The 22,898-nt window shown below is 48.3% G+C and carries 14 protein-coding genes; 1 reads left to right on the top strand and 13 read right to left on the bottom strand.

The window, feature by feature from the left end:
* Positions 1-12: 12 nt before the first annotated feature.
* The 5 genes from ABDW16_RS07540 to rmuC form a co-directional block, all read right to left on the bottom strand.
* Entirely contained in the window at positions 13-372 is a 360-nt protein-coding gene (locus ABDW16_RS07540; RefSeq protein ID WP_343668800.1) for a response regulator, read from the bottom strand.
* 45 nt (positions 373-417) lie between these two features.
* Entirely contained in the window at positions 418-4,029 is a 3,612-nt protein-coding gene (locus tag ABDW16_RS07535; protein WP_343668799.1) for a response regulator, read from the bottom strand.
* A 220-nt stretch (positions 4,030-4,249) separates the two neighbouring features.
* Complete coding sequence (locus tag ABDW16_RS07530) at positions 4,250-6,460, bottom strand: transferrin receptor-like dimerization domain-containing protein (protein ID WP_343668798.1); 2,211 nt, start codon at positions 6,458-6,460, stop codon at positions 4,250-4,252.
* 85 nt (positions 6,461-6,545) lie between these two features.
* Complete coding sequence (locus ABDW16_RS07525) at positions 6,546-7,238, bottom strand: basic secretory protein-like protein (RefSeq protein ID WP_343668797.1); 693 nt, start codon at positions 7,236-7,238, stop codon at positions 6,546-6,548.
* Positions 7,239-7,410: 172 nt separating this feature from the next.
* Positions 7,411-8,784: a DNA recombination protein RmuC gene (gene rmuC, locus ABDW16_RS07520; RefSeq protein WP_343668796.1), complete on the bottom strand. Its 1,374-nt coding sequence runs from the start codon at positions 8,782-8,784 to the stop codon at positions 7,411-7,413.
* Between the two features lie 314 nt (positions 8,785-9,098).
* Between rmuC and ABDW16_RS07515 the strand changes: the two genes are divergently transcribed.
* A complete protein-coding gene (locus ABDW16_RS07515; RefSeq protein WP_343668795.1) occupies positions 9,099-9,713 on the top strand; it encodes a porin family protein in 615 nt (204 codons plus the stop codon).
* Between the two features lie 65 nt (positions 9,714-9,778).
* Here the strand turns inward: ABDW16_RS07515 and ABDW16_RS07510 are convergent, their stop codons facing one another.
* The 8 genes from ABDW16_RS07510 to ABDW16_RS07475 all read right to left on the bottom strand — a co-directional run bounded on the left by ABDW16_RS07510 (position 9,779) and on the right by ABDW16_RS07475 (position 22,890).
* Positions 9,779-12,130 carry a beta-L-arabinofuranosidase domain-containing protein gene (locus ABDW16_RS07510; protein ID WP_343668793.1) on the bottom strand — a complete coding sequence of 784 codons (2,352 nt, stop codon included), beginning with the start codon at positions 12,128-12,130 and terminating at the stop codon, positions 9,779-9,781.
* Between the two features lie 22 nt (positions 12,131-12,152).
* On the bottom strand, positions 12,153-13,835 hold the full coding sequence (locus tag ABDW16_RS07505; protein ID WP_343668792.1) for a DUF885 family protein: 1,683 nt from the start codon (positions 13,833-13,835) through the stop codon (positions 12,153-12,155).
* Between the two features lie 20 nt (positions 13,836-13,855).
* Positions 13,856-15,085, bottom strand: a complete 1,230-nt coding sequence (locus ABDW16_RS07500) for an FAD-dependent oxidoreductase (protein WP_343668791.1) — start codon at positions 15,083-15,085, stop codon at positions 13,856-13,858.
* A gap of 36 nt (positions 15,086-15,121) precedes the next feature.
* Positions 15,122-16,123 (bottom strand): 4-hydroxyproline epimerase, encoded by a 1,002-nt coding sequence (locus tag ABDW16_RS07495; RefSeq protein WP_343668790.1) that lies wholly within the window; start codon positions 16,121-16,123, stop codon positions 15,122-15,124.
* Between the two features lie 146 nt (positions 16,124-16,269).
* Positions 16,270-16,653 (bottom strand): hypothetical protein, encoded by a 384-nt coding sequence (locus ABDW16_RS07490; protein WP_343668788.1) that lies wholly within the window; start codon positions 16,651-16,653, stop codon positions 16,270-16,272.
* A gap of 261 nt (positions 16,654-16,914) precedes the next feature.
* Positions 16,915-18,252 carry an ectonucleotide pyrophosphatase/phosphodiesterase gene (locus ABDW16_RS07485; RefSeq protein WP_343668787.1) on the bottom strand — a complete coding sequence of 446 codons (1,338 nt, stop codon included), beginning with the start codon at positions 18,250-18,252 and terminating at the stop codon, positions 16,915-16,917.
* A gap of 1 nt (position 18,253) precedes the next feature.
* The gene (locus tag ABDW16_RS07480) at positions 18,254-19,663 is read right to left on the bottom strand and encodes a hypothetical protein (protein ID WP_343668786.1); all 1,410 of its coding nucleotides are present in this window, start codon (positions 19,661-19,663) and stop codon (positions 18,254-18,256) included.
* An 11-nt stretch (positions 19,664-19,674) separates the two neighbouring features.
* On the bottom strand, positions 19,675-22,890 hold the full coding sequence (locus ABDW16_RS07475) for a TonB-dependent receptor (protein WP_343668785.1): 3,216 nt from the start codon (positions 22,888-22,890) through the stop codon (positions 19,675-19,677).
* Between the last annotated feature and the right edge of the window lie 8 nt (positions 22,891-22,898).

Raw genomic sequence — 22,898 nt, 5'->3', positions numbered from 1 at the left:
CGAATTAACTAATTATTGTTGCTCCAATAGTTCCAGCAACACATCCACATCTATCGGCTTACTCACATAACCATTCGCCCCCGCCGCCAGGCACTTCTCTTTATCACCTACCATCGCCTGCGCCGTTACCGCTATTACAGGTATCTCCGCCAGCTCCGGGTCATTTCTCAAAATCGACAATGCCTCATACCCATCCATCTCCGGCATCATCATATCCATCAATACCACCTTAACCCCCTTTTCCGTCCTCAGTATCCGGATGCCCGCCGGGGCATCCGCTGCTGTCAATACCTCAAATCCTTTCGCCTTCAGTACCAGTCTTAAGGCGTAAATGTTACGCGAATCGTCGTCTATAATCAAAATCTTTTTCATTGTCTTTTATGCATTACGGGAATTATCATTCAACCATATTCTTAGCTAAGCATTACGGGAATTATCATACAACCAGACTCTTAATAACGATACCAGCTGGTCTATATCCACAGGTTTGGAAATATAATCAGACGCTCCTGCACGAATACATTTCTCCCTGTCTCCAATCATCGTCTTAGCCGTCACCGCCAGTATAGGCAGGTGGCGATACCTTGGCACCTCCCTGATGCGGCGAATAGTTTCATACCCATCCATTTCCGGCATCATCATATCCATCAGTACAATGTCTACCTCCCTGTTATTTTCCAGCTGCTGCATCGCCTCTTTCCCATCCAGCGCCGATATGATCTTCATTTTATGTTGTTCCAGCGCCTTCGTCAGGGAAAAGATATTGCGTACATCATCATCCGCAATCAGCACCGTCTTGCCATTCAATACTTCCTTCAGATTACCCGGTTGCCTGCGGGTAGGTTTTTGCCCGCCTTTTTCCTCTACCAGGTGCAGGAACAGTGCTACCTCGTCAAGCATACGCTGGTAGGAATGCGCCGTTTTGATCACAATGCTGTCGGCATACTGCCGGATTTTATGCTCCTCTGCACGCGACAGGTTCTTACCTGTAAAGATGATGATAGGCAAATTTTCCAGGCCGGGGTTGTTCTTCACCGTTTCCAGCGTTTCGTAAGCATGCTGGTCAGGTACCCCCATATCCAGGATCACACAGTTCACATCCTGTTTTTGCAGGGCGGTAATACTGTTGCTAACATTGCTGGTGATTTCTGTACTTACATTGAAGTTTTCCAGGAAGTAAGCAAGGGCCTGCGCATGCTTCGGATTCTCTTCTGCAATCAATACTTTCTTAGGTCCCCTGCTCAGGGCTTCTTCCAGCTGCTGAAAGATGCGTGGCATCTGCTCCAGCGCCAGTGGCTTGTTGATGAAGTCTACCGCTCCTTTCTGCAAACTTTCCCGCCTCGCATCCATAGACGAAACGATGTGCACCGGTATATGGCGGGTAGCCGGGTTCGATTTCAGGGCATCCATTACCTGCCAGCCACTCTGTACTGGCAGTACAATGTCCAGCAGAATTGCAACCGGCTTGTATTTCAATGCCCATTCCAGGCCCTGGTCTCCCCTTACTGCCACGATTCCTTTATATCCACGCTTACGGGTAAAGTCGAGCAATATGCGGGCGTAATTCGTATCATCTTCCACGATGAGAATGATCTTATCATTGGCGGTAACTTCGTTTCTATCGTCAGGAATCTCATCCGGAATAGAAGTGGCTATAAAGTCAGCATATTTGTCTGCAGGTTGCTGTGCTTCCGCCCATACTTTTTCTGCCTGTTCCTGTGTAGGTTCCGGGACCAGTTCCTTCTCTGCCTCCCCCGGGCGTATGGGAATGATCACCATAAATTCACTGCCATGTTCTGATTCAGAATCCAGCTTCAGTTCTCCACGAAGTAACTTTGTGAGCTCCCGGCTGATGGAAAGGCCCAGACCTGTACCTCCATACTTGCGGCGGGTAGAACCATCGGCCTGCTGAAAAGCTTCAAAGATGACTGCCTGCTTTTCTTTGGGTATACCAATACCTGTATCTCTTACGGCAAACCTTACGTAATTTGGCTGATCAGGCATCAGTCCTACCTGCAGGGTCACCCCGCCTTTGGCGGTAAACTTCAGCGCATTGGAGAGCAGGTTTTTCAGGATCTGTTCCAGCCGCATTTTATCAGTCTCGATCAGTGCCGGTGCATCGGCCAGGATGTTGACGGTAAACGTCAGGTTCTTTTCCCTGGCGATCGGTGCAAACAGGGATTCCATGTCTGTACAGATATCGTGTACCGGTACGTTAGCCATTTCAAGGTCCATCTTACCGGCTTCAATCTTGGAGAGGTCCAGGATCTCGTCGATCAGGTTAAGCAGGCCCTTGCCGGAGCTCTGGATCACGCGGGCAGATTCTACCTGGTCTTCCAGCAGGTTGCCTTCATTGTTTTCTGCCATGAGGCGGCTCAGGAGCAGGATAGAGTTGAGCGGGGTACGGAGCTCGTGCGACATATTGGCGAGGAACTCTGACTTGTACTTGGTGCTTACTTCCAGTTCTTCCGCTTTCTTCTGGATTTCCAGGTTACGCTCTACAATCACCTGGTTCCTGTCTTCCAGCATGCGGGAGCGCTCTTCCAGTTCCTGGTTGGCCTGTTGCAGCTCCTCCTGCTGCACGCGGAGTTCTTCTTCAGATGCCTGCAGTTTATGCGCCTGTGCTTCCAGCTCTGCATTGATATTTTCGAGTTCGGAATGTTGGGTTTGCAGTTCTTCTGACTGTGCCTGTGTTTCTTCCAGGAGTTCCTGCAGGCGGCGGCGGTTTTCGGCCGTGATGATGGCGAGGCCGATGTTGTGACTCACCTCTTCCAGGAATGCTACATCATTTTTGGTGTACGGAGTGAGACTGGCCAGTTCAATCACCCCTTTGATCCGGCCTTCGTAATTGATAGGCACGGCGATGATGCTGGCCGGTTTTATTTCGCCGGCAGCATAACTGATGCTGATGTTTTCAGGTACTACGCCAGAGAGTATAATCGTTTTGGCGCTGGCAGCACACTGTCCTATCAGTCCATGACCGAAATTGATTTCTTCCCTTTCTTCCGTAGGTAAGAACGCATAGCTGCCGGAGAGCCACAGTTTCTTGTTGGACTCATTTACATACAAAGCACCCACCTGGCTACGGGTATATTCTGCCAGGAATTCGATGATGTGTGCCGAGAGCACTTCCACCGTCTTCTCGCCTACCATTTTATTATTCAGGTTAGCCACCCCCGTCTGGTGCCATTCCTTTTCACCCAGCTGGTTGAAAGCTTCTTCGAGCGACCTGGCCATTTTATTGAGGGCGACAGACAGGTTGCCCAGTCCATCTTTCTCTTCATCATTGACACGGGTAGCATAGTCTCCATCAGAGATCTTTTCGGCAATACTGCGGATGATATGGATGCGGCGGGTTATTTCCCGGTCTTTTTCTTCCAGCGCGTGTTGTAACCCTGTACGGACGTCGAAATCCCGTTTTACTCTTACATAAAATATAGACGTGATCAATAGCGCGAAAATAGCAGCGATTACAATAACGATGGGCGTATAACCGGAAACGCGGCTCATACGGTCGATACGTTTCTGTAGCAAAGATTTTTCCCTCGCTTCCATGACCTTGACCACATTGCGGGCATCTTCCATAATCATACGACCACTTTGCAGGCTATCATAGCTGATAGGCCGGCCAGCACTTCTCGCTTCGACAGATCGCTGCAGGAGTGCCTGTCTCCTCATAATGAGGAGGCGTAACTGTTCTATTGAGGTTTGTTGTGGAGGATTATCCACAGTCATTTGCTTTACCTGTTGAACACCTGCAATAGCACTGTCAAATGCCCCTTTGTAGGGAGCCAGGAATTCCTGGTTGCCTGTGAGCAGGTAGCCCCTTTGCCCTGTTTCCCCATCCTTCATGTAGGAGATGATGTTTTCAAGCCCCATGATCACCTGGTTAGTATGGTCTACCCGGGCCGCACTTTCCATCAGGTTTTTGATACTGAAAAAAGAGGCAACTGAGCTGATGACCAGCAGGAATAAGGATAGGCCAAATCCGATCAGCAGATTTCTCCTGAAAGTTGAACTAGTTTTCATCCATTCGTTGTTGTGCGGTGTATAAGGCTGTAAATATAATGCCACATTATACATTGCTGAAAAAAAAGGAGCATGTATCATGCTGAGCATCGCATAAAAGACCACCTGTCTCCATCAGGCACCCGAATGAAAAGAGCCCGTATCTTAAGATACGGGCTCTTTTCATTCGGGTGCCTGAAAGCTTCTTATGCGATGTCCATTTCTTTTTTTGCCACCGGCATTAAATCTTTTCCAGGTAAGCAGCCAGTTTATTGATCGCTGCTGCTACTATTATAATTTGTTCCTGTGCTTCTTTCCAATCCCTTTGTTCTATCGCCTCTCTCACACCCGGCACCGTCTTCACACCATAACCGGTATAAAACCCCGGTGCATAAATCGTATGCTTATACCAGTCTCTCCTGGGCAAACCACCTGCCACCAGCAGCTGTTGCTCCGCCTGATACAATGCCTGGTTCAGGGCTGCTTTGTCACCTGCCGCTGCTATCTTTACATTTACATGGTGTGCCGCCGTATCCAGCGCCACCAATGCATTCTGCAAAGGAGAAAAATCCAGGTAAGGTACTTCTGCCTTCGTAGCCGGTGCCTTTACCTTTTCCTGCGGATCTGCTGCGAGGTCGTACTGGCGGCTCCGTATCAGTTCATTTTCTATCGAAGTATTTTCCCTGGTGGTCGTCACCAGTGCATCCAGTTCCTTTACATACCCGGCAATCGTTTTTTGAAGATTGCTGAAGTTGAAAGGCAATACCGGTGCATCTGCCAGGCGTAATGCCGCCCTGCCTGTGGTCTGTGCCAGCGCCACTCCATATGCAAATCCCGGATCGCCAAAACGACGATAGTGATCCCAGCTATCAAAGATGGAGTGGTAATCGCCCCCTTCATCTTCCCCACCAAAACCTATATTCAGTGAAGGCACACCCAGGTGCTGTAAGAAGGATGAATAGTCAGAACCGGAGCCCAATGCACTCAGGGTTAGCTGTTGCTGCTGCAGCAGGTCTTTCTTCGCTTTGGCATTGCCAGCCTTTAATACATCGGCCGCTTTTTTGCGTTCATAGATACTTACTTTTGTCTGCGGGTCGGTCACTGTCTGCGCAATATCGGCCACCAGTGGTTCCAGGGCATGCGAGCCGCCTGCATACAAAAACCCACGGCCGTTGCCATCGCTATTAATGTAAGCCACTGCTTTCTGTTGCAGCTCCTGCGCATGATCTTCTACCCACTCTGTAGATCCCAGCAACCCTGGTTCTTCACCATCCCATGCACAATACACCAAGGTACGTGCAGGCTGGTAACCCTCTTTCACGAGCTGGCCAATGGCCTTCGCCTCGTTCAGTTCCGCTGCCATACCACTGATCGGGTCAGATGCGCCGTTCACCCATGCATCATGGTGGTTACCCCTGATCACCCATTGATCAGGATATTTGGCGCCTTTTATTTTGGCGATCACATTATAAGCAGGTACCAGTTTCCAGTCAAACGCCACTTCCAGGTGTACTTTACCTGCACTGGGGCCTACGTGATAGGTGATAGGTAGTGTACCCCTCCATGCTGCCGGTGCTACAGGGCCCTCCAGGCTTTTGAGCAATGGCTGCGCATCGTGGTAACTGATTGGTAATACCGGTATTTTGAGGATGGTAGGCGCCTGGGCTCTATCCAGCCTGGTGGCAGACTCCGTAGCCCCCTTACCCGGTGTGAGCGGGTCGCCGGGGTAAATTACCATGTCCATGACTGATCCGCGCTGCACCCCATATTCGTTTTTATAGGCGCCTTTGGGATATACATCGCCCTGGGTATAACCGTCATCCGCCGGGTCTGAATAGATGATACACCCAATAGCACCGTGTTCGTAAGCGACTTTGGGCTTGATACCTCTCCAGCTATGTCCGTATTTTGCAATGACGATTTTACCTTTTACATCCACACCCTGTCTTTCCAGCCATTCATAATCTTCAGGAAGCCCGTAGTTAACAAATACGAGTTCCCCGCTTACATTACCATCGGCGCTCCATGCATTGTAAGTTGGCAATTGTCCCTCCTGGGCCGAAGTACCGTCTTCTTTCAATGGCGGCTCTTTCAGCAGCGCTTTATAGGGAGTGGGGCCGGTTAGCTCCAGCACCCTTGTTTTGGGCGTTGGAAAAAGCACCTGGTAAGTAACAATACTGGCATCCCAGCCATAACTTTTAAATCTGGCAGCAATGTCTTCGGCCACAGCCTTTCCATGGGCCGAGCCTATATGATGCGGGTAAGCAGAAAGCGATTTGATGTTATCGCCTATTTCTGCAGCAGAAAGCAGTTTGTCAAAGCGGGTCTCCAGCTGTAGCTGTGCGGCAGATTCACTGCTGTTGTAACCAGTGACCGGCTTTTGCTGCGCAGTCGACAGTGTGGCATAGCTCAGGAAAACAGACAATACACAAGTAATACTACGGGTTTGCATGTATGTTTTTTTTAGTTGATAAAAGGTAAGAGCAAATATACTATATTAATTTAGTAGACTAATACACTTTTTCAACATGGGACCTTTACAGGGCCGGATTGGCACCATACTCGCTCCATAGCTCATCCACAGTTTTTCCGGTCAGTTCTTTCCATATACCGTCTGTGTAGGTGTTGGTGCGCATGGCCTTATCCAGTTTCAGCACCATGTCTTTGCGCTTGTGTTTTTCCAGCCAGATCAGGAAGCGGGCAGTCACGCGATAAGCGTTTTTGTAGGACTGCTTTTCATTGTATTCCGGCAGGGTCCAGTTAGCACCGGCATTGTCTACCCCCATGGTAGCGCGTACATAATCGGCAATACCTTCGGTGAGCCAGCCGGGGTTGTACTCCGGGTAGGCCTGTACCACGTGCATACCTTCGTGCGTTACCACGTCGATATCACCTGGGTGCTTACGGAACCATTCCGGGTTGAAAGTGATCACTGTGCCACTGGTAGCAGCTACGCCGTCGTAAGCAGGGTCAATGACGAAATCTACTTTCTTTACGGTGTTCCGGTTGTACTTCTTCGCCTGGGCCGGGTAGACGGTGAAGAAGGTGCTGATCAGGCGCGCTTTGACTGTTGAGTCGAGGTCAGGGCTCTTGTCAGTAAAGACAAGGGTATAACCTTTACGGCTGATGGATTCGATTTTGTCCTGTGCCTGGGTTGATGCAGGTATCAGGGAGGCGGATAGGCATAGCAGGCCTATAGTTCTTTTCAGACCTTTAGTTGAGTAGACCATTTACGTGGGTGGTTTAAATAAATAAAATAGCTGGTGTTTTGCCCTTCGCAAGCGAACATTCCGGGCGAAAAAATCACTTTTGCCTACGGCAAAAGTGATTTTTTCGCAGGAGCGATTGGCCTGCGGCCGGCTTAAAACGATCCGGCTGGCTACAAAATAAATAATTTATATTTTAATTTTCCAGTGTTTCCTCATTCTGTTCCGGCAACTGCCTCACCGCCGTCTCCACCGGCTTCACCTCCTGTAATTGCGTCTTTACTGCAGGCCCCAGGTTCTGCAACCGCCTCGCCTGCGGCAAAAACCGGCTTTCCAGGCTCGCCACCGCATTATTATAATGCCCCACAGCTGTCGTCAGGCTCCCCCCTATACTCGCAAAATGCCTGATCAGCATACCCGTTCTGTTATACAACTCAATCCCCGCATTCCTGATTTCATCAATATTCTCTGCTACGTGTAGCTGCTGCCATACAAAACCAACCGTACGCAGCAAAGTAATCAGCGTAGTTGGCGTAGCAAATACCACTTTACTGCGAATACCCTCTTCTATCAGTGAAGGATCTGCCTGCAATGCCGCACCAAAAGAAGACTCAATCTGCATATACAAAATCACATAATCAGGTGAATCTTTCCATTGACTCCAATAGGCTTTTGCACTCAGTCGTTTCAGGTGATCTTTTACAGCATAAGCATGTTGCGCCAGCAACACCTTCCGCTCCTCCTCATTATCCGTCTCAAATGCTTTCATATAAGCACTCAATGGCACTTTCGAATCCACCACAATGGTCTTCCCTTCGGGCAAATGAATGATCATATCCGGTCTTAACTGCCCATCCTCACTATTTACAGACACCTGTTCATTGAAATCACAATGCTCTGTCATACCGGCGAACTCAACGACCCTGCGCAATGCAATCTCTCCATACCGCCCACGGATATGAGAAGTTTTCAGTGCACTCACCAGGCTATGCGTCTCCTTCTGCAGCTTCTCTGTACTTTGCTGCACCCCAAGTATAAACTGGTTAATCTGTCCATACTGCTGCTGCCGGGTACTTTCCAGGTGACGCATATTATCATCAAAGCGTTGCAGACTTTCACTCAGCGGCTTCACCATATTGTCAATCGCCTGCTGCCTCTTTTCAAGATCTCCTTTAGCATCGGTAAGCTGCGCTTCGAGCGCCGCCTTAGCCAGTGTTACAAATGAATTATTATTATGCTTCAGTGCCTCGGTAGACAGTGCACTGAAGGCATCCCTGAGTTGTAAATTAGATTGTTCAATGAAGTGTTGTTGCTCCCGCAACCGGGTCTCGCGGGCCTCTGCATCACTATGAAGACGGATGTTTTCCTGTTGTAAAATCTGCATACGGGCATTCAGCTCTTCAGCCAGCAACTTTTTTTCCTGCAGGTCCTGTCTCAACAGATCCACTGCCTGGTTGCCCGAACCCATTTGCGTTTCCATAACGGCAATGCGGGTCCTGTATTGATGTATGGTAAAAAGCAGCCACACAATAATCGCTAAAGAAAGCACGACAATGATGATAATCTCCATATATATAAGCGAAAAAAGGAATTTCGTGCAATAATAATGAAAAATTGGCGAGCGACGTTTTTAGGTTATTCAGAGATTAATTACTTAGTTTTACAGATATTTTTTACCCATTCATCCCATTATGTCTGATCTTTTTAAACTCATTCCGGGAAAGGGTATCTAAAAAACCTGACAAACTTTAATTTAATTATAATAACGTATTATGATGAATTACGTAAGTTTGCCCGCGAATAAATTTTAGGTTATATTTTAAAGGGAGGAGCCTTTTTTCAACCCTGAAAAATTTTAAAATTGTCAAATAGCAAATATTATCTATGAAAAAAGGATTATTACTGGCAGGAGTTTTATCACTGTTTATTGGAACGGCTTCCAAAGCGCAGACATTTCATTACGGTTTAAAAGCCAGCCTGATGTTTTCCAGTATTCAAGGAGATGGCATGCAATCAGGGATTAAGCCAGGTTTCCAGGGTGGTGTGTATGCCATATGGGACCTGTCAAAAGATGGGAAATGGGGCTTCCAGCCTGAATTGCTTTTTACACAGGCAACTGCGAAGAAAGCAGACGATTTCGCTACTTACTTCGTTTCAGACAGGAATACGTATGGTAATGACAAGTTAAGACTCAGCTACGTGACTGTGCCATTGTTACTGCGTTACAACCCGATCAAAAACTTTACCATCAACGCAGGTGCGCAGTACAGTTACCTCGTATATGCTGATGAAAACATCTTCAAAGGCAACAGGGATGCACTGACCAAAAGTGATATCGGGGCTGTGTTAGGCGTGCAGGTGGCCGTATCTACTGTACATTTCTTTGGCCGTTACGTATATGGTATCAATGATGTTCTGAACGTACATCCGGCTGACCGTACCGACATTCACTGGCATTCTCAACAGATCTTAATAGGAATGGGGATCAACATTAAATAATGTTAATCCCGCATTCAATGAACTTTTACCTGATGAAGGATCTGGCGATCGATCAACATTAAATGTTAATCCCGCATCATCCTGATCGTACCATATACCGGGCCCGTACTATTGTGCGGGCCTGCTTTCATTGTAACAGTTACCTGCTTTTTGCCCTTCGTTAACTCCACTGGAATGGCATATACGATTTCGTAGAATTTGCTCGCTTTGTACTGGTTCAGATCTTCTGTCGCTACCTTCACCCCATCAATCAGAATATCAAATTTGCGGTAACGGTTATCCATTCCCCAGTAATTGCAGAGCAGGCTATTTGCAGCTGCAGGATCTGTTTTCATCGTAAAGGTCAGATACCCGTCCTCCTCTGTCGCTCTCCATTTACGGCCATGCTCCTCGCCATTCAGGGTCTTTTCACCACTAAAGTTGTGGTCCCTTTCCGGCTGCATCTCTCCCACCCGCAGCATGTCTACCGTCTTTGCTTCTATCTGTTGCAGGCGTTTCTTTTCCCCTTCATATTTCTCCTGCTGCACAGCCCAGGTCTGCGGTGTAAAGGCATCCCAGTATACGCTGTAATATTCTTTCGCTACCGTATTGAATGGTACCAGTGTCAGGTCTTTGGGCTGGCCTGTCTGTGCTGTGTGGAATACCAGCGGCTGATCGGCCTTTACCCAGTTATTCGGATCATTGTCTGCCGTTACGAGTACAGGAATACCCGTCACCGGGTCTGGTTCTGTATTACCCAATACACCTGCTAAAACAACAGGGCCGTAGAACAGGGCGATCCTGTCAGGATTGTCAGGCATACTTTCCTTGTACACATTCATGGGCAGTTCCAGGGTAATCTTATCCCCGTTTTTCCAGCTGCGTTTCAGTGTAATGTACCCATCAGCACCTACTGTTGCGCCCCTGTCTGTTTCCCCGTTCACGGCAATTTTCCAGCCCGGTTGTACCCAGCGCGGTTTGCGGATGCGTAGGGGAAAGGTAGCTGGTTCTTTGGTACTGATAGTGAGTTCTACCTTATCATCTGCCGGCAGCGAAGTAGATTGTTCTATCACTACATGCTTCTCTTTCCATTGCAGGCGCGATGGAATGAAGAGGTTCACATACAGACTGCCATCGGCCCCCTGAAAGTAAATGCTCTCCCCATACTTCACATGGTTTTCCATACCACTGCCTACGCAGCAGGTAAAGGTGTTGAAGGTATCACTGAATTCCTTGCGGGTACCCATCCGCAATGGAACAAAGTAACACATCATACCATCTGCATGGTTCTGTGATGCGAGTATATGATTGTATAATGCTCTTTCATAAAAATCCATGAAATGTGCATCCGGCTGCAGGGAGAAGAGGTGGCGCGTGAGCTTCAGCATATTGTAGCTGTTGCAGGTCTCCATCGTATTGTCAGTAAGGTAGTCGTTCAGCTTGTCCGCAGGGCCCAGGTACTCATAGTTACTGTTGCCACCGGGTGCATAGCTGTGATGCTGCGTCACCGTGTTCCAGAAGAAACCAGCAATCACACTGTCTTTCTTTTGACCGGTCACTTCATAGCGACGGATACAACCGATCACTTTTGGAATCTGTGTATTGGAATGCTTGCCGGGCAATATATCCAGTTGTGCAGCGAGTGAATCGAGAATGCGTACATCATGGAACTTGTAAGAGAGGTCCAGGTACTTCTTCTCTTTTGTGAGCGTATAAGTATTCACTAATACTTCATTCATGCCACCGTATTCACAAAGCAACATTTTCTGGATCAGGGAATCAGGCAGGTGATTGATTTCCTTTGAGGTCCAGTCGGCCATTTTCTTTTCTACCACCAGTGCAGTATTGTTATTACAATAGATATATGCATCCAGCAAACCAGCCATAATTTTATGTACGGTATACCAGGGCGACCAGCCCCCATTCAGGTCAAAACCACGGCTTTTTATTTTGCCGGCGGCCACCTGCGCCCATACGGAGTCTTCGCCCGGGATAGCGCCCAGGTAACCGGTTTTGCGGGCCTTTTGACACTCGTCCAGTTCCTGTACGATATAATTTACTTTGTCAAGAAAACGCTTATCGCCAGTGGCAGCATATTCCATTGCACAGGCAGAGAGGTAATGACCCAGGGTATGCCCTGCCAGCCCGGAATTTTCCCAGCCGCCATAGCGTTCTCCTTTTGCTTTCAGCCCTGCATGCGTTCTGAAATCAGATAATAACCTGTCAGGTTCCAGCACCAGCAGAAAGCGTTCATCTGCTTCCATGGCCTGTTTAAAAGGGCCCGCGCCAATGCTCACGTCTTCCAGCGGGAAGGTATATGCCTGTAATTTCACAACAGGTTTTACCTTCATCTTACCATTGTCTTTCATGGGCGAGAAAGACTGTGCGGAACAAAAAGCTACAGGCAACAACAAGGAGAATATAGCGAGTGTTTTCATGCGTCAATGTCGTTTTAACCGGTTAATAGAAGCGCCAGTTTGTTTTGAAATCTTTGGTAATGGTTTTGTTTTCGAGGATCACCCTGATCATCTCTACTGGCAACATATTATTCTGCATAATCGCATCGTGGAATTGCTGGTATGTCATCTTACCACTGTCTACCAGTTCTCTTTTCAGGGCCATGAATTGCAGGCCACCGATCATATACGCCACCTGGTACAGCGGACTATAATCACCTTTGAAAGAACGGCGCACTTCCCCGGCCGCATTGGCTCTTTCATGCCCAACCCTGTCTACGAGGAAGTCGATACATTGCTGTGGTGTCCATTTACCAAGATGGTAATTGAGGGAAAAGATAATCCTGGCACAGCGATGCATTCTCCAGAAGAGCATGCCTACGCGGTCTTCGGGCGACTGTGGAAATTTCAGGTCCCACAGCAGCATTTCCCAGTAGAGAGACCAGCCCTCGATCCAGAAAGGGGTTTCAAAGTGACGATAGGTCTTATAACGGTTGGTCATAAATTCCTGTAAAGCGTGGCCGGCAAAGAGCTCGTGGTGCACGGTGGCACGGGAGAAGTGCGGATTGTTCCCACGCATACTCATGAGTTTATCTGCCTCCTCCATATCATTGGTCGGATAGGAAATACTTAACTCCTCTCCCCCTGTAAAGAATGGATTCACCAGCTGGCGTTCCGGCGTCATCATGATCATACGCCAGGTTTCTTCAGCCAGTGGTGGAATGGTCACAAGGTTGTGCCCCTTGATGAAGTCTACAGATTCGTTGTAGAGTTTCATGATGGCTTCCGGTTGATCGCCGGCAGGTACATACGTGTTCTTTACTTTTTCCAGCGCCTTGTGCCAGTCGTCGCCAAAGCCCATTTCACGGCTGGCTTTCAGCATCTCCTTGTCACAAAAAGCGAACTCCTTGTTGGCAATATCGATCAGTTCTTCAGGAGAATAAGGAATCAGTTCCGTTTGTAACTGGCGAACCAGTTCTTCTCTGCCAATGGGATGACCGGTAATGCCACTGCCGTCGTCTTTGGTGCCCGGTGATTGTTTCATCTTTGTTTTCCATGCAGCGGCATAACTGGTCAATGCGGAGTCGAGCTGTGCATAAGGAGCAGGTATCCACCACGTGAACAGGGGATCATAGCCATTGTAAAATGTGTGAATGCTATGAATCGCTTCCTGCAGCCCTTTGGTTACCGCCTCTCCCCTGCGCAGCAGGTAGATGTTGAGGTCTGTATTATTGGTTAACTGTTTTTCCTTTTCTTTGATAGCGAGGGCCATCTCCCTGTAGGTGCCTGCCAGCGCCTGTGCATCCTGCTTTCCTCCTCTTCTCCTGATCTTTTCTGCAGCGTAAATTTTATCGGCGATGGGAAACCAGGGCGACAGTGTTTGTACCTGTGCAGTGGCTTCGTCCAGGTGGTAAATGTTCTCTTTGAGCTTAGTGCGGAAGAGGATGTAGTCTACTTTGGCATCAGTAGTAAGAGCGTCGAAGTTGACCGCTTCCAGCTGTTTCAGGTAATCGTTGTTGAATGTTTTGAAACGGGCATTCTTTTCCGGCGATTCATCTACCTGGTAAAAACGGTACAGGCTGCCCCTGTCTGCTTCATAGTGAATGAGCAGGTCGGTAATATCTTTTTGTTGTGCCCATACAGGCATGGTGGTCCCCAGCATGATCGAAAGGAGGAGTCTTTTCATGTATAATGAGTTTGTATATTTTAGAATCGGTCTACCTTGAAAGGAGTGATATCCATGGAGAGCTGATCGCCATTGATGATTTCGCTGACGAGCTTACCAGTGGCGGCACCCAGGCTGATACCCAACATAGAGTGACCAGTGGCCACGGTGACGTTCGGATAGTTCTTCAATGTACCGATATGTGGCAAACCATCTGCACTGCAAGGGCGATAGCCATACCATACCTTATCGGCAGCAGGTAATGGAATGTCGTAAGCAGGGAAATATCTTTTGACTGATTCGAGAATGCCCTGTACTCTTTCCATACGTGGCGGCGTATTGACAGGGGTGATTTCCATGGTGCCTCCAAAGCGGATCTTATTGCCATTCATGGGTGAAATAGCCACTCTCGCTTCGCTGAGGATCACAGATCGCCTTACTTTCCACGGTGCATTTTCGTAGGTTACGGAATAACCACGGCCACCCACCATGGGAATATTTACATCTAACTGGCGGGCCAGTTCACCACTCCATACGCCGGCAGCCACGATGGTATGATCTGCTTCAATATTGCCTTTGCTGGTCATAACACCGGTTTTAGTAAACCCTGTTACTTCCCTGTTGCCTTCGAATACCACACCTTTACTTTTCAGGTAGGCAATCAGGCTGGACATCAATTGGTTTGGATATAATTGAGAATCGCCGGGAAAGTACACAGCACCAAGTGCGTTGATTTCCGTGTCAGGTTCCATTTGTTGCAAGGTGGCTTTATCTATGAGCCGGGCCTCGATGCCCAGCTCTTTGGCAGCTTTGATGGTGTGTTCGGCATGGTGGGCGTTAGCTTCGCTCTGAAAGAGTTCCAGCATGCCGGTGGGGTCGTAACTGAATTCAAGGCCGGGTATTTTGGTCCATTCCTCATAAAGGTGTTTGCTGAGTAAAGCAATGTCTCTTAAAGGAACGGCGGATTTCTCTACATGTGATTTGGTGGCGCTCTTTACAAATTGCAGCCCCCATTTTACCAGCGAGCTATTTAAAGACGGCTTGATGTAAAACGGGCTTTTTGAATTGAGCATCCATTTGAGGCCCTGCCATACAATACCGGGTGTAGCAAGCGGTACGAAGTGGCTGGGACAGATATAACCGGCATTGCCATAAGAGCAGCCGTTCTGCATATCGGTACGATCTACAATAGTGATGTCGTGGCCGGCGGATTGTAAGTAAAGCGCACTGGATAACCCGATAATACCGCCGCCTATGATGATAATTTTCATTTAGTATAAATTTTTTTCCTGCTTTGATCAAACTGTTTACAATACAGTAAAACCATATGCATATGGATCATCTTCCGGATCGATGGAAATAGTATTATATCCATAAATCCTCGCCCATCCCTCAATACCTGGTCTGATCGCCGGCATACCACCTACCGTTGTTTCTTCTTCTATGGTGCCGATAAACTTAGAACCGATAATGCTTTCATGTACAAAAGCATCTCCTTTTTTCAGTTTCCCTTTTGCATACCACTGTGCCATGCGTGCCGAGGTTCCTGTACCGCAGGGTGAGCGGTCAATGGCCTTGTCACCATAGAACACCGCATTGCGGGCAGTAGATGCCGGATCCAGCACACTACCGGTCCAGAGTACGTGCGAACAACCGTTGATGTGGGGATTATCAGGATGTACGAAGGTGTATTTTTCGTTGATGCGTTTTCTCAGTTCGCGTGCCCAGCTAATTAACTGGGAAGCGGTATAGTGTTCCAGGCCGGGGAAGTTCTCCTGCACATCTACAATGGCGTAGTAGTTGCCACCGTAGGAAACGTCTACTTTCAGCGGACCCAGATCAGGGCATTCCACTTCCAGGTCGGTAGCAGCCAGGTAAGAAGCAACATTGGTAAGTTTGACACTTTTTACTTTTTTGCCTTCCTGTTTGTATTCGATGATGACCAGGCCGGCAGGGGCTTCCATGCGCACAATGCCGGGTACCTTTGGGGTGATGAGCCCTTCTTCGATGGCAATGGTGATAGTACCGATGGTACCATGGCCGCACATGGGCAGGCAACCACTGGTTTCGATAAATAAAACGGCCACATCGTTCGACGGGTCGTGTGGTGGGTACAGGATACTGCCACTCATCATGTCGTGACCCCGCGGTTCGAACATGAGTCCTTTGCGGATCCAGTCGTATTCCTGTAAAAAATGGTTGCGTTTGTCACTCATATTGGCGCCATGGAGTACAGGTCCTCCACCAGCCACTAGCCGCACAGGATTGCCGCAGGTATGGGCATCGATACAAAAAAATGTTTTCTTCACGGGTGCTTGATTCTGGTTAATTTGTTTTCCTCATTGGTAAAAATACCCGGTGCACAGGAATGTGTACTCCCGGGTATTGATCAATGATGTGCAAAAATTAACATAAAATCAATTAGGATGCAAGCCGGCGAGGTATGAAAAAAGTATTAGTTTTTGGGGATGGCAATCCTGCCTGTTTTAACGTCATGGTAGTCATCGGAGGAGTCGATCATGAATTCAACCTTCTCAACCTGGTCGATATTCCCAAATACAGCATCCACATACCACAGGCTACGTTGCGCACTGTCCACATCCTGGTCGTAACGGAGGGTCACTCCCAGGGTTTCGCCTACTTCGGTGACAATGAGTCTGAATGATTCCATGCTATCGGCATTCAGGCCGATAATGGCCTTTACGGAGAGCAGTTTTTCCCCTTTGGATGAAGTGAGGAATTCGGCGGAGACGAAAGGGACATCGTTGCTGATATTGATGATCCTTTCTGAAGTGGTAATCAGGTCAAAGGCAGTATGTATAATGACTGGGGCTTCCATAAAAGCATAATTTTCAGATTGTATTGTAAAAATCATGCCGGTAAAGCAAAAATCCATATCCGCCTTCGGCAGATATGGATTTTTGCGGGGTGGGCCTGCGGCAGGCTTATAATACGTTTATTTCAGCGGTGGGCCTGCGGCCGGCTTACAATGCCTTTATTTCGGCGGTGGGTCGGCGGCTGGCTTACAATGCCTTTATTTCAGCGAAGGGCCTGCGGCCGGCTTACAATACTTTATTTCAGCAATGGGCCTGCAATTCCTTTATTTCTTCAATATTCCGGGATATACCAATCCCTCGGCCTGTTTCAATTCAATTCCCAGCAACCTGGCCACCAATGGCGCCACATCTTCCAACCCAATTTCAGGCAATACCACTCCACTCCCCAAACCAGCACCACCTGCCACAAACCCGGTCCTGATCTCTTTAAAGTCCGGGAAGTAACCATGTGCACCACCTTTTGCAGGCTTCAGCAGTGGCCCGTCTGCATTGTTATTAAAACTAATCCCCTGCTCCCCTGTCAGTGCCAGTACGGCCTCAGGATCGGCCTCCATTCTATCGATGGTGGCTTTGTCTATCACCCTGAACAGTTTTTGTTGCGTAGCTGGCAGGGCGGCCAGTATCGCTTTCACGGCTTCCAGGGTCTTTGTATCTTTCGGATCTTTCAGGTGTAAAAAAGCTGATCCCCCACTGGCATGAAAGGTCGCTTTCCAGTTGCCACGGTCAGCAGTAGTGCCCTGCAGGCCATGCTGTGCCAGCCATACATTTGGCGCCAGGCTGGAATGCGTATCCACAAACCCATGATCGCCTGTAATGATCAGGGCTGCACTATCCCTGATGCCTGCCTTTTGCAATGCCTCGATAATATCTCCAATAGCCCTGTCTGCTGCTGCTACTGCCTTGCGCACTCCCAGTCCCTCACGACCTTCCATATGCTCAAATTCGTCTGTATTGGGCAAATGTACAGCTACCAGGTTCGGCTTATATTTACGGATCAGGTACGCCGTCATTCTTCCCAGGTTCTCATTCATACTGAGGTAGTGCAGGTCCATATCACTTGCTTCCAGCTGCCCGGTAGCATTTGCCTGCACTTCTTCAAACAATCCTTTGGGTGTAGCATCCTGACTGGTGGCGGGCCTTCTGTCGCCAGGCGTTTTTTCTGACCAGGTTTCAGGAATATTATAGTCGATATCAGCGCCTACAGTTACCGGCCATGACACGGCCGCCGTTTTCAAACCCGCTTTATGCGCGGCTTCCCACAGCGTTTCTGCCTTGACCTGGTTCGCATATTTAAACCAGGTACCATTCAGTCCCTTCGGATCAAAAGGTGTATTGTATACAATGCCATGTCTGGCAGGCATCACGCCTGTAATCAACGTAGTATGTGAAGGATAGGTGACAGTCGGAAAAATACCCCGCACACCTTCGGCATACACACCGCTGTGCATGAGCTGCTGCATATTGGGTGCCGGCCACGAAGCATCCATATAAAAATCAGGACGAAAGCCATCCACACTCACCAGTACCACGTACTTTACCTGCTGCGCCATCAGCTGATAGCTGCAAAGAAATATTGCAATGGATATAATAAACTTCTTCATATTATTTGATAAATGGGAAAATGTAAGGAGATGTTTTATTGGCTACCAGCACTTTGTTCATGTCATATTTCATCGTCACAATGCCGGTTGCAAGATCATTTGTAAAATCGTCCATCCCTCTTGACAGTGGAATGAAAGACGGAATCTGCGCTACGATATCGGCATCAGACACATTCGTATTGTTCAGCTGCTCTGTTTGTGACACCGGGAATTTGATACCCAGGTCCGTCATACGGCGGCCTTCTGCCATAAATATCTCCTGGCGCATGCGGTACAGCAGGTACAGCAAATCATCCTGCGTGGTGGCAGCATCCAGGTCGGTGGCTGTCACTTTTGTACCTGATACGGTATAAGCAGTGATATTTCCCGCCTTACGATTCAGTATATAGCCATTGCGGGTGCTATCCGCTGCATCAAATTTCACCCCTTCGGCAGTTACCGGGTAGTCCGTCCTGTTCCCTCCATTACGGGTTTCTTTGCTATCATCCAGCGATACGGTAGGTCGGTTGGCTATTACAGCAGTGAGCAGGTCTTTCAGGGTAGCACGGGCAGTACCCAGGTCATTGCCGGCAATCGCCGCTTCAGCTACAATCAGCCACGCTTCTTCTGCTTTCACAATGGTCACTGGTTTCTGATCGCCGGATGCTAACCCTGTATGATAATATTTAGGATCGAGGAAATCCAGTCTTGGCGAAGGTGCAAACTCATTGTAGGTAGAAGAAAATACATACGTCTGCATATCATTGGTCACCCCATTTGTTCCATCATATTTTACCTGTCTTAATAAAGTAGGAATATTCATCGTTGTCTTTGCGATGGCCACCGCACTGTCTGCATTGCCCAGGGAATAGAATGCACGTGCCTTCAGCAGTGTATAGGCCATCTGTTCCGTACTACCTGCTTTGGCCAGTGTAATAGCAGTATTCAGGCTGGCAATGGCCAGGTTCAGGTGTTCTGTTGGTGTGAGCACGCGCCCTTTTTCACTACCGGGCAAACCTACAAACAGTTCGCCACTCAGTATATGCGCATAGCCTACACTAAAATACATCTCTGCACTGTCTGCAGCAGTAGCCGTATTATCGCCCGGCAATACCTTGTTCAGGCCGTATTCCGCCATGGTACGCAATATGGCGATCTGTGACTGCATGTTATTCACATCCGTATCATAATAGTTAATCTGCGGAATGTCGAATACCTTACTGCTCTGTGTACGGTTGTTATAGTAATCGTCCGACACCAGTTCTGCACTTACCACTACCTGGTTCATAGTAAGCGCCAGCTGCCTGCGCACCCCATTTACCCAGCTGCTGGCTGCACCGGCATTGTCTACATATACATCATCAGTAATGTTCGGGTTCAGCACATTACAGGCACTGGCACCGAGTAAGAGGAATATAAAGAGTTTTTTCATCGTTTCCTGAATTAGAAGTTTAACTTTAAAGAACCCAGCCACTGCCGTGGTGAAGAATAAGTGGCATACGAAATACCGCCGGTGGTAGCACCGCCCTGGCCCTGTGCCGCACCACTGATGGTACCTTCAGGATCAAAGCTGGAAGCGCTGAAGTTCAGCGGGTTTACCGCCATAAAACCAATCACCACAGAACGTACCCTGTTATTCAGCACACTCCCTTTCAGCGTATAGCTCATACCGATCGTTCTTACTTTAATAAAGTCAGTTTTTTCTACAAAGCGGTCAGTGAAGTTCAGCCAGTTGGTACGGCCGTTCTTTGTAATCTCTGCCTGTGGAATGCCTTCGTTGGATGCGCTGTAATAGAAGCGGAACTGACGGTCGAAAGAGTTTGCATAGGCACCCTTCTGGTAGTCTGCATTCGCAAATACCTCCAGGTCTTTGAAGCGGAAGTTCAGCCCCATGCTGCCAAACAGGTTGGGGATAGTGGTACCCAGGTACTGCTGCGCAGTGGTAGATGCCAGTGTACCATCTTCAGCAAATACCCCTTTGTTTCCTCTCAGGTAACCAATGGCATACCCTTCCTGTACCACTGTCTGAATCGTTCTGGCACTAAAACCATTGATGTTGAATGCTGCCACACCACCACTGCTCTGCACTTTATTATACAGGGTATTGACAGAAGCGTTCAGGCGCAGGGAAGTATTTTTTGTTTCTACAGGTATCACCACGAAGTTGAATTCAAAACCCCGGTTCAGGATCTTACCTACATTGTAAAGCTGGGATTGCGACTGGCCGCTGGAAGGAGTAGCAGGCACATAAAACAGGGCATTGTTTGTCAATGAATGATAATACCCTGCGGATAACAAAATCCTGTCGTGCACAAAGCCCAGGTCGAGGGCACCTTCTGTAGTCTGTGTTTTTTCAGGCTTCAGGTTATCATTTCCCGGCTGACCAAAGTACGCCGCCTGTTCATTCAGGTAACCACTAAAGGCAATGGTGCGCTGGTTGGCAAAAGCAGTCGGCAGGTTTCCGGCTACCCCAAAGCTTCCCCTGATTTTCGCAGAAGAGATGACTTTGGAGAGGCCGTCAAACCATGGCTCAGCACTGGGAATATAGGACAATCCGATTTTAGGATAATATTGTACACCGATGTTGCTACCAAATGCCGGGTTACCATCACCTCTTACCCCCATATCGAGAAAGAGTTTATTTTTAAAGCCCACATTCTCCTGCAGGTACACACCGTAGTTAACTACTTCTAAATAATATTCATCACTTGTCTTGGTCGCAGCGCCGGTGATGATCTGCGCACCATCGCGGATGTTGCTGCCTACGTATTGAATCTGCTGGTCTTCGTTGCGGAAGTACTGGCCGCCGGCAGTAGTCACGAAAGAAAAATCCCGCCACTTGGCCTGGTACTGACCATTCAGCTCCAGGGTGATACCCATGTACTTTCTGTCGGTATTACTGATGCTACCCTGATCCACTACCATTGCATTGGTGGTGACAGACAGGTATTGATTGGTCGTGATCACCTGGTTGCGCATCACACGGTAGTCGATACCACCGGTCGCTTTGAACACAAGATCTTTGAGCGGGGAGTATTTAAAGACCTGTGATGTCTGGAAGCGGTTTACCTTTATACTGTTATTCTGCAGGCGTTCAGCCTCGTCTACATATTCCTTCATCTTCGCATAGCTGGCGGCAGACAATGTATCGATAATAGGGCTGAACTTGGGTCCGGTGATGGCACTTGCACCACTTTCCGCAAACCATAATCCTGTATATCCACCCTGGTTCCCGTTTCTATTACGCTTGTAATTGTTATTAATATAAGTGAAGCTGCTTTCGTACGTCACTTTCTTACCCAGTGCTGCACGGAACCCGCTGGCGAAATCTACCCGTTTGTTCCTGTTCTGATCATAGATCTGCACGCCCTGGTTGTTCATATAATTGCCGGAGAAGCTGTAACCAAAATTGTCTTTGCCACCATTGATAGCCAGGTGCTGTTTTTGGTAGAACCCATGCTGGAACAGCAGATTTTTGGTCCGTTTAAAATGCAGGAAATCGCCGGTAGGTGTTTCTACTCCCATTTGTGTTTCGGCAGTAACGTCTGTTCTGTCAGCTCCTCCTTTTTTTGTAAAGATCTGGATCACCCCGTTCGCTGCATCAGAGCCATACATGGTAGTAGCGGCCCCCCCGTTGATGTACTCGATCTTTTCAATATTGTCCATCGGAATGTCTGCGATAGAGCTTACAGCAGCCCCGGTAGCAGAACCGCCACCGAGTTTGGAAGCAGTGTTCAGGTTGTCCATTCTCACACCATCTACATAGATGATGGGTGTAGCGTTTACAAAAGCGGAATTTACGCCTCTTGCACGGATGATGGAACTCGCCCCTGCCTGACCACCTGTAAGGCGAATCTGGGCATTTGGAAGGCGTGATTGCAGGAGCTGGTCGATCCTGCCTGAAGGTGCCTGGTCCAGCTCTTTTGTGCCGATAGACACAATGTTCGACGACAGTCTTCTTTTAGAGATATCCTGTCCCTGACCGGTTACCACTACCTCATCCAGGCCCATACGATCCGTTTCCAGCTGAATATCCAGCGGGGTACCGGCTTTGTCACGTGTCAGGCTGCGTTCAATTCTCTTGTAGCCGAGAGAATAAATGACCAATGTGATCTGCTCCTGGTCTTGTGGAAAGCGCAGGGTGAATTTGCCATCTGCACCGGTAGCGGTTCCGGAAGAAGTTCCTTTAATACCAATGCTTACCCCGGGCAGCATTTCGCCGGTAGTTTTGTCACTTACTTTACCAGTGATGGTGATCTGCTGCATCAACAGGTATTTCTCCGAATAGGATACCTTGTTCAGCACGATATATTTCTCATTTATCTGGCGGGCGACTACCGGGTAGATATGCAGGATATCTTTCAGTACATCGCTCACAGATTTATTGTTTGCATGATAGCTGATTCTGCTGCTATCGGGAATATTGTCCTGGTTATACCCGATTACAAAAGCAGATTGCTTTTCGATGAGGGCCAGCACTTCCTTAATAGGCCTGTTATCGACCTGCAGGCTTACTTTCACCTCGTGCATAGACTGGCCGGAGCCGGTGGCTGCAAAGGAAATGACCGAAGAAAAGAGTATCAGAAAGCTCGTTAGTCTCATTTTCAGGGTAAATAGCTTTTTAAACAGGTTGTAATAACCTGAGAAAATTTTTCGCATCTTTGAAG

The organism is Chitinophaga sp., from assembly GCF_039596135.1.
In the GTDB taxonomy this organism is placed as follows: domain Bacteria; phylum Bacteroidota; class Bacteroidia; order Chitinophagales; family Chitinophagaceae; genus Chitinophaga.
The sequence above is the reverse complement of the archived record's forward strand: the minus strand, read 5'-3'. Positions and strand labels throughout refer to the sequence as shown.